This is a genomic window from Pseudomonas oryzicola (assembly GCF_014269185.2).
In the GTDB taxonomy this organism is placed as follows: domain Bacteria; phylum Pseudomonadota; class Gammaproteobacteria; order Pseudomonadales; family Pseudomonadaceae; genus Aquipseudomonas; species Aquipseudomonas oryzicola.
Genome location: NZ_JABWRZ020000001.1, coordinates 781,635 through 794,569 on the forward strand (window position 1 = coordinate 781,635; position 12,935 = coordinate 794,569).

Below are 12,935 nucleotides of genomic sequence, written 5' to 3' on the forward strand. Positions count from 1 at the left end.
GACAGGGTAAGGCCCGTGCCTAGCGGTTCCAAGGCAGGTTTCACTCCGGACGGGAGAATTCGCAGATTGCACCGGTCGCGCCATGGGCGTAGGCCGCCAGCAGGCTGTTCATCAGGCTACCAAGGGTCATTTCGTATTGCTCCTAAATGAGAGGTTGTCCCATCGTCCAATAAAAGGGCATGATGTGCTCTTGAATTGGTTGTATACAATCGATTGAACAATTCTACTGGCTGGCCGCTTGACACCCCCTTGACCCATATCAGCAAGGGGCTGAACGGTTTCAGGCAGTCTCGCAATTGATAAAACCCTGCCAAGGAGATTCATGATGTTTGCGAAAGCTGTAGCGGTATCCCTGCTGACCCTCGCCAGCGCGTCTGTCTTCGCAGCCGAGTGCTCGGTGACTGTCGACTCGACCGATCAGATGTCCTACAACACCAAGGAAATCACCGTCGATAAGAGCTGCAAGGAGTTCACCGTCAAACTGACCCACTCCGGCAACCTGCCGAAGAACGTCATGGGCCACAACCTGGTGATCAGCAAGACAGCTGACATGCAGGGCATTGCCACCGAAGGCATGAGCCAAGGTCTGGACAAGGACTACATCAAGGCTGATAACGCCGCGATCATCGCCCACACCAAGATGATCGGTGCGCCTGAGAAGGAAACCGAAGTGAAGTTCGACCCTTCCAAACTGGAAGCCGGTGGTGACTACAGCTTCTTCTGCACCTTCCCGGGCCACATCTCGATGATGAAGGGCAAGGTCGTCGTCAAGTAATGACAGCTGTGTAGGCCTTTCGGGCCTATTCGCGGGCATGCCCGCTGCCACAGGATTGTGCCAATTGTGAAACAGGCACTGTACTTGTGGGAGCGGGCATGCCCGCGAAGCTTTTATGGGGCGAACGGCATTTCACGCTTGTGCTGGGTCTTGCGGTAGGTGGCGACGATGATGTCGAACGCCTCCTGGCTCACCGGCTCGCCATGCAGGAAAGCGTCGATCTGCTGGTAGGTCACGCCATGGGACGCTTCATCCGGCTTGCCCGGCTCCAGGTCTTCCAGGTCTGCGGTCGGCACCTTCTCCACCAGTGATTCCGGCGCACCAAAGCTGCGCGCAATCGCCCGCACCTGGTTTTTCACCAGGCCACTCAGCGGTGCCAGGTCGCAAGCCCCATCGCCGAACTTGGTAAAGAAGCCCATTACTGCTTCGGCAGCGTGGTCGGTACCGATCACCAGGCCCCCGCGTGCACCGGCCAGGGTGTACTGGGCGATCATGCGCGTGCGCGCCTTGACGTTACCGACAACGAAATCCACCAAGGTCGGTGAACCGTTCTTCAGTTCCTCTACTTCGCCAGCCAGGGCTTTTACCGCTGGGGCGATATCGATGGTGTGCACTTCATCGGCCCTGATCACCTCCAGGCACGCCTGGGCGTCATGCTCGTCATGCTGGACGTGATACGGCAGGCGCACCGCGATGAAGGTATAGGCCTTGTCACCGGTTTCGGCTCGCAACTCGTTGATGGCACGTTGGGCGAGCAGGGCGGCGGTCAGCGAGTCGACGCCACCGCTGATGCCCAGCACCAGGGTCTTGAGCCGGGCGTTGGCCAGGCAATCCTTGATGAACGCCACACGCCGGGCGACTTCGGCCTCGAGCGCGGCGGCGTCGGCGAACGGCGGCTGTACCTTCAGCGCCTGGGCAATCTCTTGCTGAACCGCTTGCATGGGTTACTCCTTGCTGGGGACTTTGAATACGTGGCGCATATAGGCGACGAAGTTCTCGTCGCGGCATTGGGTCTTGGCGGCTTCGTCGGAAATCTTTGCCACTGGCGCGCCGTTACAGTCGGTCATTTTAAGCACGATGTTCATCGGTACCACGCCCGGGATGTCGCAAGTGAGATTGGTACCGATGCCAAAGCTCACGTTGATGCGACCGCGCAGGGCGCGGAAGATTTCCAGTGAACGGGGCAGGTTGAGACCATCGGAGAACACCAGGGTCTTGGTCATCGGGTCGATACCCAGTTTCTGGTAATGGGCTATGGCCTTTTCTGCCCAGGCCACCGGTTCGCCGGAGTCATGGCGCAAACCGTCGAACAGCTTGGCGAAGTACAGGTCGAAATCGCCGAGGAAGGCATCCATGGTAATGCAGTCGGTCAGGGCGATGCCGAGCAGGCCGCGGTACTCGCGTACCCAACAGTCGAGCGCGGCGATCTGGCTGTCGATCAGCCGCGGGCCGAGTTGTTGGTGGGCCATGATCCACTCGTGGGCCATGGTGCCCAGCGGCTTGATATCCAGTTTCCATGCCAGGTGGACGTTGCTGGTGCCGACGAAGCGGGCCGGGAAGTCGTCGCGCAGTACGCCGACGACCTCCTCCTGCACCCGGCTGGAAAAGCGCCGGCGGGTGCCGAAGTCGGCCACTTGCAGCTCGGCCAGTTCCTCGGCGCTGGCATGCGCGCGCAGCCAGTCGAACTTGCGGTACAGCTGGTCGCGGGCTTCGGCAAGGCGCATGCGTGGGTGCAGGTTGCGGTTGCGCACTTCGCTGATGATCGCCAGTAATGGCACTTCGAACAGAATCACATGCAGCCACGGGCCTTTCAGGCGCAGGAACAGTTGATCGTGCTCTATCCCCAGGCGCACGTAACGCAGGTTGAAGCGGAACAGGCGCAGAAAGCGCAGGAAGTCCGGCTTGAGAAAGCTGATGCGTTCCAGGAAGGCCAACTGGCCGTCATCCAGGGTGAGGTCGCCGAGCTTCTCCAGCTGGTTGCGGATCTCGCCAAGATAAGGCCGCAGGTCCTCGCCGTTGCGGCAGCGAAATTCCCATTCGACGTCGGCGTCCGGGTAATTGTGCAGCACGCCCTGCATCATCGTGAGTTTGTAGAAGTCGGTGTCGAGCAGGTTGTGCACGATGCGCTCGGCGAATGCGCTCTCGCTCATCAAAGGGGCTCCGGAGGCGGCGAATGGCGGACATTGTGCCAGCCTTTGGGCTTTGTGTGGCTGTTCCGGCCGTTTCGCGGGCTCGCCCGCTGCCACAAAGATCTCTCTGGTTAACGAGGGGGGCCTCGTTGTGAGAGCGGGCATGCCCCGCGAAGAGGCCGGAACAGCCAAAACCGCGTGTTTTTCGGTGCATACGCCAGCCTTGAAACGGTGCCGCCTGTAGCAGTCGCGCACCAGCGGTGTGCAGTTCGGTGACGTCTGCTGTTACAGGCTGGTTGCACGTAAACACTTGCCAGGGTTGCAATGATGGCACGCGAAGGTTGCTCCTTGTCTGTACGTGCGGTGGCGCCCACCGCGTGGCAGACGGTTGCACGCTCAATAAAGAAAAGGCCGTCGGTCGCCTGCAGGTGCCCTGCACGGTGTGTTTTCCCGGAACCCAAAACCGCTGGCACGGCCCTTGCTCTGAGCACAGTGCTGAGAAGTTGTAGTGCCAACCAAAAAAACTCTAGGAGCACCACCTCATGTCGCAGACGTTTTACAAGAAAGGTTTCCTGGCTCTGGCCGTAGCTACGGCACTGGGTGTTTCTTCGTATGTTCAGGCCGACGTCAAGATCGGCGTAGCGGGCCCGATGACCGGGGCAAACGCAGCGTTTGGCGAGCAGTACATGAAAGGTGCGCAAGCAGCGGCCGACAAGATCAACGCCGCCGGTGGCGTGAATGGCGAGAAGATTGTCCTGGTCAAGGGCGATGACGCCTGCGAACCGAAGCAGGCCGTGGCCGTGGCCAACCGCCTGGTCGACCAGGACAAGGTGATCGGCGTGGTCGGCCACTTCTGTTCTTCCAATACCATCCCGGCTTCCGAGGTGTACGACGAGGCTGGTGTCATCGCCATCACCCCAGGCTCTACCAACCCGCAGGTGACCGAGCGCGGTCTTTCTGCGATGTTCCGCATGTGTGGGCGTGACGACCAGCAGGGGATCGTCGCTGGCGACTACATCGTCGACGTGCTCAAGGGCAAGAAGGTCGCGGTGTTGCACGACAAGGACACCTATGGCCAAGGCCTGGCCGACGCGACCAAGGCGCAGCTGGAAAAGCGCGGTGTCAAGCCGGTGCTGTACGAAGGCCTGACCCGTGGCGAGAAGGACTTCAGCGCCGTGGTCACCAAGATCCGCTCCACTGGTGCCGACGTGGTGTACTTCGGTGGCCTGCACCCGGAAGCCGGCCCGCTGGTGCGCCAGCTGCGCGAACAGGGCCTGAAGGACGTCAAGTTCATGTCCGATGACGGCATCGTCACCGACGAACTGGTGTCCACCGCAGGCGGCGCGCAATACGTCGACGGCGTGTACATGACCTTCGGTGCCGACCCGCGCCTGCTGCCGGACAGCAAGGCGGTGGTGGAGGAATTCCGCAAGAATGGCACCGAGCCTGAAGGCTACACCCTGTACGCCTACGCCTCGCTGCAGGCCCTGGCTGCCGCGTTCAACGGCGCCAAGTCGAACAAGGGCGAAGCGGCTGCCGAGTGGCTCAAGGCCAACCCGGTGCAGACCGTCATGGGCGAGAAGAAGTGGGACAAGAAGGGTGACCTGACCGTGTCCGACTATGTGGTCTACCAGTGGGATGCCCAAGGCAAGTACCACCAGCTGGAAAAACAAAAATAACAATGGCCCACGGCCCGGGCGCGTCAGCCCCCGGGCCAAAGCCCCGCGGTACCTGTCTTTATCCGTAGATCTGCACAGTACTGCGCTGCGAGGGCCGCCTAGTCCCAAGGCCCGCCGTGGTCGGCGCTCGTGCAATCTCAATCAGGTGAGATTGCGTTATGGATGGTATTTTCCTGCAGCAACTGGTCAACGGCCTGACCCTCGGGTCGGTCTATGGCCTGATCGCCATCGGCTACACAATGGTCTATGGCATTATCGGCATGATCAACTTCGCGCACGGCGAGGTGTACATGATTTCCGCGTACCTCGCGGCAATCAGCCTGGCATTGCTGGCTTACTTCGGTATCGAGTCGTTTCCCCTGCTGATGCTGGGCACCCTGTTGTTCACCATCGTCGTCACCGGCGTGTACGGCTTCACCATTGAACGCATCGCCTACAAACCCCTGCGCAACTCCACCCGCCTGGCACCACTGATCAGCGCCATCGGCATTTCGCTGATCCTGCAGAACTACGCGCAGATCAGCCAGGGCGCCCGCCAGCAAGGCGTGCCAACCCTGCTCGAAGGCGCCTGGCGCGTCGAAGTGGGCACCGGCTTCGTGCAACTGACCTACACCAAGATCTTCATCCTGGTGGCCGCCTTCGTGGGCATGGGCCTGCTCACCTACGTGATCAAGTACACCAAGCTCGGCCGCATGTGCCGGGCCACCCAGCAAGACCGCAAGATGGCCTCGATCCTGGGCATCAATACCGACCGGGTGATCTCCTACGTGTTCGTCATCGGTGCGGTGATGGCCGCCCTGGCTGGCGTGCTGATCACCATGAACTACGGCACCTTCGACTTCTACGCCGGCTTCATCATCGGCATCAAGGCGTTCACCGCTGCGGTGCTCGGCGGTATCGGCTCGCTGCCTGGCGCCATGCTCGGCGGGATCATCCTGGGTATTTCCGAGTCGCTGTTCTCTGGCCTGATCAACTCCGACTACAAGGACGTGTTCAGCTTCTCGCTGCTGGTGATGATCCTTATCTTCCGCCCACAAGGCCTGCTGGGTCGCCCGCTCGTGGCTAAGGTGTGAACATGTCCATTGCCAAAACTGCCGCTGTTCCCGAAACCAAGGGTTTCGACCTTAAACGCAGCCTGCTGGAGACCATCGTCGCCGGCTTGCTGGCACTCATCGTGTTTGGCCCGGTCGTCGGCGTGGTCCTCGATGGCTACAGCTTCAATGCCGAGCCGCGTCGCGTGGCCTGGCTGGTCGGTGGGGTGATGCTGGGGCGCTTCCTGCTCAGCCTGTACCTGCAGACCGCCGCCGGCACCCGCATGCTGCAGGGCTTCGAAAGCGGTGGCTCGGGCGTGCATGTGCGCGCGCCGGACTACGTGTCGCGCCTGCGCTACATCATCCCGGCGCTGGTGGTGATTGCCATCGTCTTCCCGATCTTCGCCAACAAGTACCTGTTGACCGTGGTCATCCTTGGCCTGATCTACGTGCTGCTCGGCCTCGGCCTGAACATCGTGGTCGGCCTGGCCGGCCTGCTCGACCTCGGCTACGTGGCGTTCTATGCCATCGGCGCCTACGGCCTGGCGCTGGGCTACCAGTACCTCGGCCTGGGCTTCTGGAGCGTGCTGCCCCTGGCGGCCATCGCAGCGGCGCTGGCGGGCTGCATCCTCGGCTTCCCGGTGCTGCGGATGCACGGTGATTATCTGGCGATCGTGACCCTGGGCTTCGGTGAGATCATCCGCCTGGTACTGAACAACTGGCTGTCGTTCACCGGTGGCCCGAACGGCATGCCGGCACCGTCGCCGACCTTCTTCGGCCTGGAGTTCGGCCGCCGGGCCAAGGACGGTGGGGTACCGATCCACGAGTTCTTCGGCTTCGAATACAACGCCAACCTCAAGTTCGTGTTCATCTACGCCGTGCTGTTCATGGTCGTGCTGGCCGTGCTGTACATCAAGCACCGCTTGACCCGCATGCCGGTCGGCCGCGCCTGGGAAGCGCTGCGCGAGGACGAGATCGCTTGCCGCTCGATGGGCCTGAACCATGTGTTGGTGAAACTCTCGGCGTTTACCCTGGGCGCCTCCACTGCTGGCCTGGCGGGGGTGTTCTTCGCGACCTACCAGGGCTTCGTCAACCCGTCGTCGTTCACCTTCTTCGAGTCGGCACTGATTCTTGCCATCGTCGTGCTCGGCGGCATGGGCTCGACCGTGGGCGTGGTGATCGCGGCTTTCGTCCTGACCGTGGCGCCGGAGCTGCTGCGCAGCTTCTCGGAATACCGGGTGCTGCTGTTCGGTGTGCTCATGGTGTTGATGATGATCTGGCGACCGCGAGGGCTGATCCGCATCAGCCGTACCGGTGTGACCCCGCGTAAAGGAGTGGCGCCATGAGCGACGATATCATTCTCTCGGTCGACAACCTGATGATGCAGTTCGGCGGCATCAAGGCGCTCAGCGATGTCAGCCTGAAGGTCAAACGCAACCAGATCTTCGCCCTGATCGGCCCCAACGGCGCCGGCAAGACCACGGTGTTCAACTGCCTGACCGGCTTCTACAAGGCCAGCGGCGGGCGCATCGAGCTGAATGTGCGCGGCAGCCACACCAATGTCATCCAACTGCTCGGCGAGCGTTTCCAGGCTGCGGACTTCGTATCGCCGGCGCGCTTTGCCAACCGTCTCTACTACAAGATGTTCGGCGGTACCCACCTGGTCAACCGCGCCGGCCTGGCACGGACCTTCCAGAACATTCGCCTGTTCAAGGAAATGTCGGTGGTGGAAAACCTGCTGGTGGCCCAGCACATGTGGGTCAACCGCAACCTGCTGGCCGGGGTGCTCAACACCAAGGCCTACCGCAAGGCTGAAAGCGATGCGCTGGACCATGCATTCTACTGGCTGGAAGTGGTCGACCTGGTCGATTGCGCCAACCGCCTGGCCGGTGAGCTGTCGTACGGCCAGCAGCGCCGCCTGGAAATCGCCCGGGCCATGTGCACGCGGCCGAAGATCATTTGCCTGGACGAGCCGGCGGCGGGCCTCAACCCACAGGAAACCGAGGCACTCAGCCGCATGATCCGGGTACTGCGTGATGAGCACGACATCACTGTGGTGCTGATCGAGCACGACATGGGCATGGTCATGAGCATTTCCGACCATATCGTGGTGCTCGACCACGGCAACGTGATTGCCGAAGGCGCGCCGCAGGATATCCGCCACAACCCGACGGTGATCGCCGCCTACCTGGGTGCCGATGAAGAGGAACTGGTATGAGTGCACCCATTCTCGAACTGAAGGACCTGGACGTGTTCTACGGGCCGATCCAGGCGCTGAAAAAGGTGTCGATGCACATCAACGAGGGCGAGACGGTCAGCCTGATCGGCGCCAATGGTGCCGGCAAGTCGACCCTGCTGATGTCGATTTTCGGTCAGCCACGGGCCGCGTCGGGGCATATCGTGTACCGCGGCACCGACATCACGCGCAAATCATCGCACTACATCGCTTCCAACGGCATCGCCCAGTCGCCGGAAGGGCGTCGGGTGTTCCCCGACATGACTGTCGAGGAAAACCTGATGATGGGCACCATCCCCATCGGCGACAAACATGCCGACGAAGACATGCAGCGCATGTACGAGCTGTTTCCGCGGCTTAAGGAGCGGCGTAACCAGCGGGCCATGACCATGTCCGGTGGCGAGCAACAGATGCTGGCGATTGCCCGGGCGCTGATGAGCCGTCCGAAGCTGTTGCTGCTGGACGAACCATCGCTGGGGCTGGCGCCGATCGTGGTCAAGCAGATCTTCTCGACCTTGCTCGAACTGGCCAAGACCGGGATGACCATCTTCCTCGTGGAGCAGAACGCCAACCATGCACTGAAACTGTCTGATCGGGCCTATGTGATGGTCAACGGGCAGATTCGCATGACCGGCACAGGGCAGGAACTGCTGGCCAACGAGGAAGTGCGCAACGCTTATCTGGGCGGTCATTGAGTGGCATCCGGGGCTGCAAACGCAGCCCCGTTTCCTATGTGGACAACCTGTTTCACATCCTTCCCGAATTACTCCACAAGCGCGTCGCAAAGCATTGTTTCCACAGGCTGATGTTTTCCACGGTTAATGTGGAACCGCCTGTGGAAAACATGGTGGCACCTGGCGCAAACCCTTGACCAACAAGGGCTACAGGGAAAAGGTCATTTTTTGATCACATGCCTCCTGTAGGTGATTTCCACTGTTCTGGCGAACTCAGCGTCCTCGCTCAACGCCGCGAATAGCCTGTGGATAACTCTGTGAGAAACCCTTGGACAGACCGCTGCACGCGGCATCCTTGAAAGCCTTGCGCCATCACCTGAAAGATATCCACCGACCCCGCTACGCTGAAAGGGTTCCGCTCAGCAGACAAGTTGCCCCCAATCCATGGGGAAAGCCTTGTGGATAACATGCGTATAGCTGGCGCCGAACCCTCTGCTGCAAGGGTTTGCCGGGTATGAACAGAAAATGATCAGCAGCCTCGACGGCTTGCTGCCAGCGCCCGGCGCGGGCATGCTGCAAAGCTGCCGATGACAATCTACCGTGAGGAACAGAGCATGACGTCCACCGTATTCATCACTGGCGCGACTTCCGGTTTCGGCGAGGCCACTGCCCGCCGCTTCGCCGAGGCCGGCTGGAAACTGGTACTCACTGGTCGTCGCAAGGAGCGCCTGGACGCCCTGTGTGCCGAGCTGTCAGCCAAGACCGAAGTGTGTGGGCTGGTGCTCGACGTGCGCGATCGCAAGGCCATGGAGCAGGCCATCGCCAACCTGCCGGCAGGCTTCGACAAGTTGCGGGGCCTGGTCAACAACGCCGGCCTTGCGCTGGGCGTGGATGCGGCGCAAAACTGCAGCCTGGACGATTGGGAGACCATGGTCGACACCAATATCAAGGGCCTGATGTTCACCACCCGCCTGCTGCTGCCGCGGCTGATCGCCCACGGTCGCGGCGCATCGATCCTCAACGTGGGGTCGGTGGCAGGCAACTACCCGTACCCGGGCAGCAACGTGTATGGCGGTACCAAGGCTTTCGTCGGCCAGTTCTCGTTGAGCCTGCGCTGCGACCTGCGCGGCACCGGCGTGCGCGTGAGCAACATCGAGCCGGGCCTGTGCGAGAGCGAGTTCTCGCTGGTGCGCTTCGGCGGTGACCAGGCCAAGTACGACGCCACCTACGCCGGTGCCGAGCCAATCCAGCCGGAGGACATTGCCGAGACCATTTTCTGGATCCTCAACCAGCCGGCGCACATCAACATCAACAGCCTGGAGCTGATGCCGGTAAGCCAGGATTGGGCAGGATTCTCGATCGACCGGTCGGCCAAGTGACACCAGGGATAAATGGGTGAACCGGCAATTGCTGGTTCGCCCATAGCCTGAGATTACTTCGGGATGTAGGAAAGGTAGGTACGATCTCGCGGGATGATCCCCAGCAATTGCAGGACATCGTTGATTCCGTCATGCCGACCGAAATCCTCACGCACTGCGTTGCCGCTGGTAATGCGGCGGAGGCTGAGTAGATAACTCAGCTTGCCGTGAGCGAAGTCATCGACATTGTCGGCTCGGTTGACGATGTCCTGCGCTGTCTTGTTGATTTCCTCTAAGAGATACTCGGCAAATTTCTGTTCGTTCATCGGCTTGAACTCGTCACATGAAGGAATGTGCATAGTAGAGAGCCGAAAATTACAGTTTCAGAGAGAATTTCAACTTCAACAGGAGCTCTTCCCCTCAGCTGTGTGCCACATGGTCCCTTCGAGGCAAGTTGCCAAGTGATAAGGGGTTGTGGAAGGCATGTCGTGTCGACTTACCGTACCTTCACCATCGCGGCATTCATACCACCCGCCTGGGTGCAGGAACTGATGTTCCATCGCCTGTAGCTGGGCTTGCAGCTTCGCTTCATTTCCCGGACGCAGGGCCAACGCCCGCAAGTACTCGGCCTGGGCCCAGATCCGTTGGGTGGCGTCGAGCACTCGGCCCTCAACATCCAGCGTTGCCAGCACCGCCGTGCCCTTTACCCCGTATTGCTCGGCGTAGCCGAAAGCCCGCTCGATGGAGGCATGTAATGGCGTGTCACGCAGCAGCGGCGAGGTGTGCAGCAGGTAGAACCACTCGAACTGGTGCCCTGGCTCGAACCAGTTGTCCACAGCACCGCGGGGTTTTTCCAGCATCAGGCCGTGGGCCGGCTCGATGAAGTGCGCCTGCAGGGCATCGCACAGCTGCAGCAGCGACTGCCGGGTATGTTCATCTTCACGAACTGCCAGCACTTGCAGGAACGCTTCGGCCAGATGCATCTGTGGGTTCTGCAGCGGGCCGCTGCCCAGGTCGGCCCAGTCTTCGCCCAGGCTGGCTTCGTACAGGCCGTCGTCACGGGCGAACTGCCGGTCGATGATGTCCAGCGCTGCATTCAAGGTGGACTCCACCAGGCTTTCGCGCACCTTGCCCCAGTAATGCGCACAGGCGAACACGATGAAGGCGTGGGTATACAGGTCCTTGCGCCGGTCCAGCGGCTTGCCCTGGGCGTCGATGCTGTAGAACCAGCCGCCGTGTTCGGGGTCGTGGAAGTGCTTCTGCAACGAGCGGAACAGGGCCGCCGCGCGTTCGGCCGCACCGGGTAACCCGATGCGGCTGCTGAACAGGTACAGCTGGCGCGCGCAGGCCATGGCCCGGTAGCGCTGCACCGGCAAGGGCTTGCGCTCGGCGTCCAGGGCTTCGTAGGGCAGGGCCATGTCGGCGTTCCAGCCCGGGCCTTGCCACAACGGCACGATGCGTTCGGCGAAATGTTGGTTGAAGCGGGCCAGTTCGGGCAGGGTGTGGCGGGGGTTGGACATTTGGGCGCTCGTCGCTGTCGGGCAGGGCGCCATGGTAGCAGAACTGGGGTTTTCGGTAGCCGGTGCCCGCGAAGAGGACAGTACAGGCAAGCGATCAGCCCGGGTTGCCCAACCCCTGCCAATGCCGCGCACCGACGAAGATGAAGCGCAACTGCTGGGTGATTTTTTCCTGCGGCGTCAGCGCCTGTGGATAACCCGGCTCCGGGCTGTCGATCAGTTCCGGCAGGGTGGCGAACACGGTCTTCACCACCAGGTCGGCCATCACCGCCAGCGCCGCGCCGTCCAGGTGCTGCCAGCGTTTCATGCGTGCGAGGTCGGTGGCCAGGTCGTTGCTGATGTCCTGGCGCAGGCGGGCAATGGCCTGGCGGACTGCCTGCGAACCGCCGTACTGCTCGCGGGCCAGGAACAGGAACTGCGCGCGGTGGGCGGCGACCACGTCGAGGAAGATGCGCACCGAGGCATCGGTAATGCCGCCCAGCTCGAATTCGTTGTGGCGCACCAGGCGGATGGTCTGGCGGAACGTGGCATCGACCTCGGCCACCAGGGCCAGGCCCAGGGCGTCCATGTCGGAGAAATGCCGGTAGAAGCCAGTGGGGACGATGCCGGCGGTCTTCGCCACTTCGCGCAGGCTGATACTGCCGAAACCACGGCCACTCTCCATGAGCTGGCAGGCGGCATCAAGCAGGGCCTGGCGGGTCTGTAGCTTCTGTTCGGCGCGCGGCAGCATGGTGCGAGCTTCTGTGACGGTAAGGCTGGGCACTCTAGTGAAAAAAACAAAGCCCGGTCAATGGACCGGGCCTGGAGGGGAGGCGGTGTTGCGACAGTGATTGTTCTTTTCGGCCATGGTGATCAGCTCACACGGCTGATTTCGACCAGGCGATCAGAACCGCCTTCGGCAACGCGGCCAGTGCGTTCGATCAGGCGATCGGAACCACCTTCGGCAACGCGGCCAGTGCGTTCGATCAGGCGATCGGAACCACCTTCGGCAACACGGCCAGTGCGTTCGATCAGGCGATCGGAACCACCTTCGGCAACGCGGCCAGTGCGTTCGATCAGGCGATCGGAACCACCTTCGGCAACGCGGCCAGTGCGTTCGATCAGGCGATCGGAACCACCTTCGGCAACGCGGCCAGTGCGTTCGATCAGGCGATCGGAACCACCTTCGGCAACACGGCCAGTGCGTTCGATCAGGCGATCGGAACCACCTTCGGCAACGCGGCCAGTGCGTTCGATCAGGCGATCAGAACCACCTTCGGCAACAGTCTTCAGCGGCTGGGCGATCTCCGCAGCGCTGGAGCGCGATTCGGCGGTCAGGTGTTGCTCGTCGGCTGGCAAGGCAAAAGCGTTGGCAGCCAGAATGGACAGGGTCAGGGTCAGCAGGTGGCGTTTCATGATTTCGGTGCTCCTCTCGGGGGCTGGAAAGTGGGTACGAAGCCAATGCTACGCCGGGTAACGCCAGAGAGAAGTTCATACGGGTAATGGTAACAATCGACCGTATTGATAGAGGCCTCAAACAGCTCTGAAACAGGCTTC

The 12,935-nt window shown here is 61.4% G+C and carries 13 protein-coding genes; 7 read left to right on the forward strand and 6 right to left on the reverse strand.

Going from position 1 to position 12,935, the window contains the following annotated elements:
- The first annotated feature begins 325 nt into the window (after nucleotides 1-325).
- Complete coding sequence (gene azu, locus HU760_RS03495; protein ID WP_186672572.1) at nucleotides 326-775, forward strand: azurin; 450 nt, start codon at nucleotides 326-328, stop codon at nucleotides 773-775.
- Between the two features lie 113 nt (nucleotides 776-888).
- On the opposite strand, the gene nadE is transcribed toward azu, so the two are convergent.
- Together nadE and pncB are read right to left on the reverse strand one after the other, a co-directional pair.
- On the reverse strand, nucleotides 889-1,716 hold the full coding sequence (gene nadE, locus HU760_RS03500; RefSeq protein ID WP_186672581.1) for an NAD(+) synthase: 828 nt from the start codon (nucleotides 1,714-1,716) through the stop codon (nucleotides 889-891).
- A 3-nt stretch (nucleotides 1,717-1,719) separates the two neighbouring features.
- Nucleotides 1,720-2,925 (reverse strand): nicotinate phosphoribosyltransferase, encoded by a 1,206-nt coding sequence (pncB, locus tag HU760_RS03505; protein WP_186672588.1) that lies wholly within the window; start codon nucleotides 2,923-2,925, stop codon nucleotides 1,720-1,722.
- A gap of 521 nt (nucleotides 2,926-3,446) precedes the next feature.
- Between pncB and HU760_RS03510 the strand changes: the two genes are divergently transcribed.
- The 6 genes from HU760_RS03510 to HU760_RS03535 all read left to right on the forward strand — a co-directional run bounded on the left by HU760_RS03510 (nucleotide 3,447) and on the right by HU760_RS03535 (nucleotide 9,903).
- Complete coding sequence (locus tag HU760_RS03510) at nucleotides 3,447-4,583, forward strand: branched-chain amino acid ABC transporter substrate-binding protein (RefSeq protein WP_186672590.1); 1,137 nt, start codon at nucleotides 3,447-3,449, stop codon at nucleotides 4,581-4,583.
- Between the two features lie 158 nt (nucleotides 4,584-4,741).
- Nucleotides 4,742-5,656: an ABC transporter permease subunit gene (locus HU760_RS03515; protein ID WP_013974411.1), complete on the forward strand. Its 915-nt coding sequence runs from the start codon at nucleotides 4,742-4,744 to the stop codon at nucleotides 5,654-5,656.
- Nucleotides 5,657-5,658: 2 nt separating this feature from the next.
- Nucleotides 5,659-6,960 (forward strand): high-affinity branched-chain amino acid ABC transporter permease LivM, encoded by a 1,302-nt coding sequence (gene livM / locus HU760_RS03520; RefSeq protein WP_186672592.1) that lies wholly within the window; start codon nucleotides 5,659-5,661, stop codon nucleotides 6,958-6,960.
- Nucleotides 6,957-7,832: an ATP-binding cassette domain-containing protein gene (locus tag HU760_RS03525; protein ID WP_019098909.1), complete on the forward strand. Its 876-nt coding sequence runs from the start codon at nucleotides 6,957-6,959 to the stop codon at nucleotides 7,830-7,832. The genes livM and HU760_RS03525 overlap by 4 nt, the downstream gene beginning before the upstream one ends.
- Entirely contained in the window at nucleotides 7,829-8,545 is a 717-nt protein-coding gene (locus HU760_RS03530; RefSeq protein ID WP_186672593.1) for an ABC transporter ATP-binding protein, read from the forward strand. Before HU760_RS03525 ends, HU760_RS03530 begins: the two co-directional genes overlap by 4 nt.
- A gap of 593 nt (nucleotides 8,546-9,138) precedes the next feature.
- Nucleotides 9,139-9,903, forward strand: a complete 765-nt coding sequence (locus HU760_RS03535) for an SDR family oxidoreductase (RefSeq protein WP_186672595.1) — start codon at nucleotides 9,139-9,141, stop codon at nucleotides 9,901-9,903.
- A gap of 53 nt (nucleotides 9,904-9,956) precedes the next feature.
- Here the strand turns inward: HU760_RS03535 and HU760_RS03540 are convergent, their stop codons facing one another.
- The 4 genes from HU760_RS03540 to HU760_RS03555 all read right to left on the reverse strand — a co-directional run bounded on the left by HU760_RS03540 (nucleotide 9,957) and on the right by HU760_RS03555 (nucleotide 12,794).
- Nucleotides 9,957-10,208 (reverse strand): hypothetical protein, encoded by a 252-nt coding sequence (locus HU760_RS03540; RefSeq protein WP_186672597.1) that lies wholly within the window; start codon nucleotides 10,206-10,208, stop codon nucleotides 9,957-9,959.
- Between the two features lie 75 nt (nucleotides 10,209-10,283).
- Complete coding sequence (locus tag HU760_RS03545; protein WP_186672598.1) at nucleotides 10,284-11,402, reverse strand: AGE family epimerase/isomerase; 1,119 nt, start codon at nucleotides 11,400-11,402, stop codon at nucleotides 10,284-10,286.
- A 94-nt stretch (nucleotides 11,403-11,496) separates the two neighbouring features.
- A complete protein-coding gene (locus tag HU760_RS03550; RefSeq protein WP_186672600.1) occupies nucleotides 11,497-12,129 on the reverse strand; it encodes a TetR family transcriptional regulator in 633 nt (210 codons plus the stop codon).
- 122 nt (nucleotides 12,130-12,251) lie between these two features.
- Nucleotides 12,252-12,794 carry a phage infection protein gene (locus tag HU760_RS03555; protein WP_217858965.1) on the reverse strand — a complete coding sequence of 181 codons (543 nt, stop codon included), beginning with the start codon at nucleotides 12,792-12,794 and terminating at the stop codon, nucleotides 12,252-12,254.
- Nucleotides 12,795-12,935 lie beyond the last annotated feature (141 nt).

What these genes read in the sequence shown, in the direction of transcription:
- azu (WP_186672572.1), top strand. Translation starts at nt 326, where the DNA reads ATGTTTGCGAAAGCTGTAGCGGTATCCCTGCTGACCCTCGCCAGCGCG.
- nadE (WP_186672581.1), bottom strand. Translation starts at nt 1,716, where the DNA reads ATGCAAGCGGTTCAGCAAGAGATTGCCCAGGCGCTGAAGGTACAGCCG.
- pncB (WP_186672588.1), bottom strand. Translation starts at nt 2,925, where the DNA reads ATGAGCGAGAGCGCATTCGCCGAGCGCATCGTGCACAACCTGCTCGAC.
- HU760_RS03510 (WP_186672590.1), top strand. Translation starts at nt 3,447, where the DNA reads ATGTCGCAGACGTTTTACAAGAAAGGTTTCCTGGCTCTGGCCGTAGCT.
- HU760_RS03515 (WP_013974411.1), top strand. Translation starts at nt 4,742, where the DNA reads ATGGATGGTATTTTCCTGCAGCAACTGGTCAACGGCCTGACCCTCGGG.
- livM (WP_186672592.1), top strand. Translation starts at nt 5,659, where the DNA reads ATGTCCATTGCCAAAACTGCCGCTGTTCCCGAAACCAAGGGTTTCGAC.
- HU760_RS03525 (WP_019098909.1), top strand. Translation starts at nt 6,957, where the DNA reads ATGAGCGACGATATCATTCTCTCGGTCGACAACCTGATGATGCAGTTC.
- HU760_RS03530 (WP_186672593.1), top strand. Translation starts at nt 7,829, where the DNA reads ATGAGTGCACCCATTCTCGAACTGAAGGACCTGGACGTGTTCTACGGG.
- HU760_RS03535 (WP_186672595.1), top strand. Translation starts at nt 9,139, where the DNA reads ATGACGTCCACCGTATTCATCACTGGCGCGACTTCCGGTTTCGGCGAG.
- HU760_RS03540 (WP_186672597.1), bottom strand. Translation starts at nt 10,208, where the DNA reads ATGAACGAACAGAAATTTGCCGAGTATCTCTTAGAGGAAATCAACAAG.
- HU760_RS03545 (WP_186672598.1), bottom strand. Translation starts at nt 11,402, where the DNA reads ATGTCCAACCCCCGCCACACCCTGCCCGAACTGGCCCGCTTCAACCAA.
- HU760_RS03550 (WP_186672600.1), bottom strand. Translation starts at nt 12,129, where the DNA reads ATGCTGCCGCGCGCCGAACAGAAGCTACAGACCCGCCAGGCCCTGCTT.
- HU760_RS03555 (WP_217858965.1), bottom strand. Translation starts at nt 12,794, where the DNA reads ATGAAACGCCACCTGCTGACCCTGACCCTGTCCATTCTGGCTGCCAAC.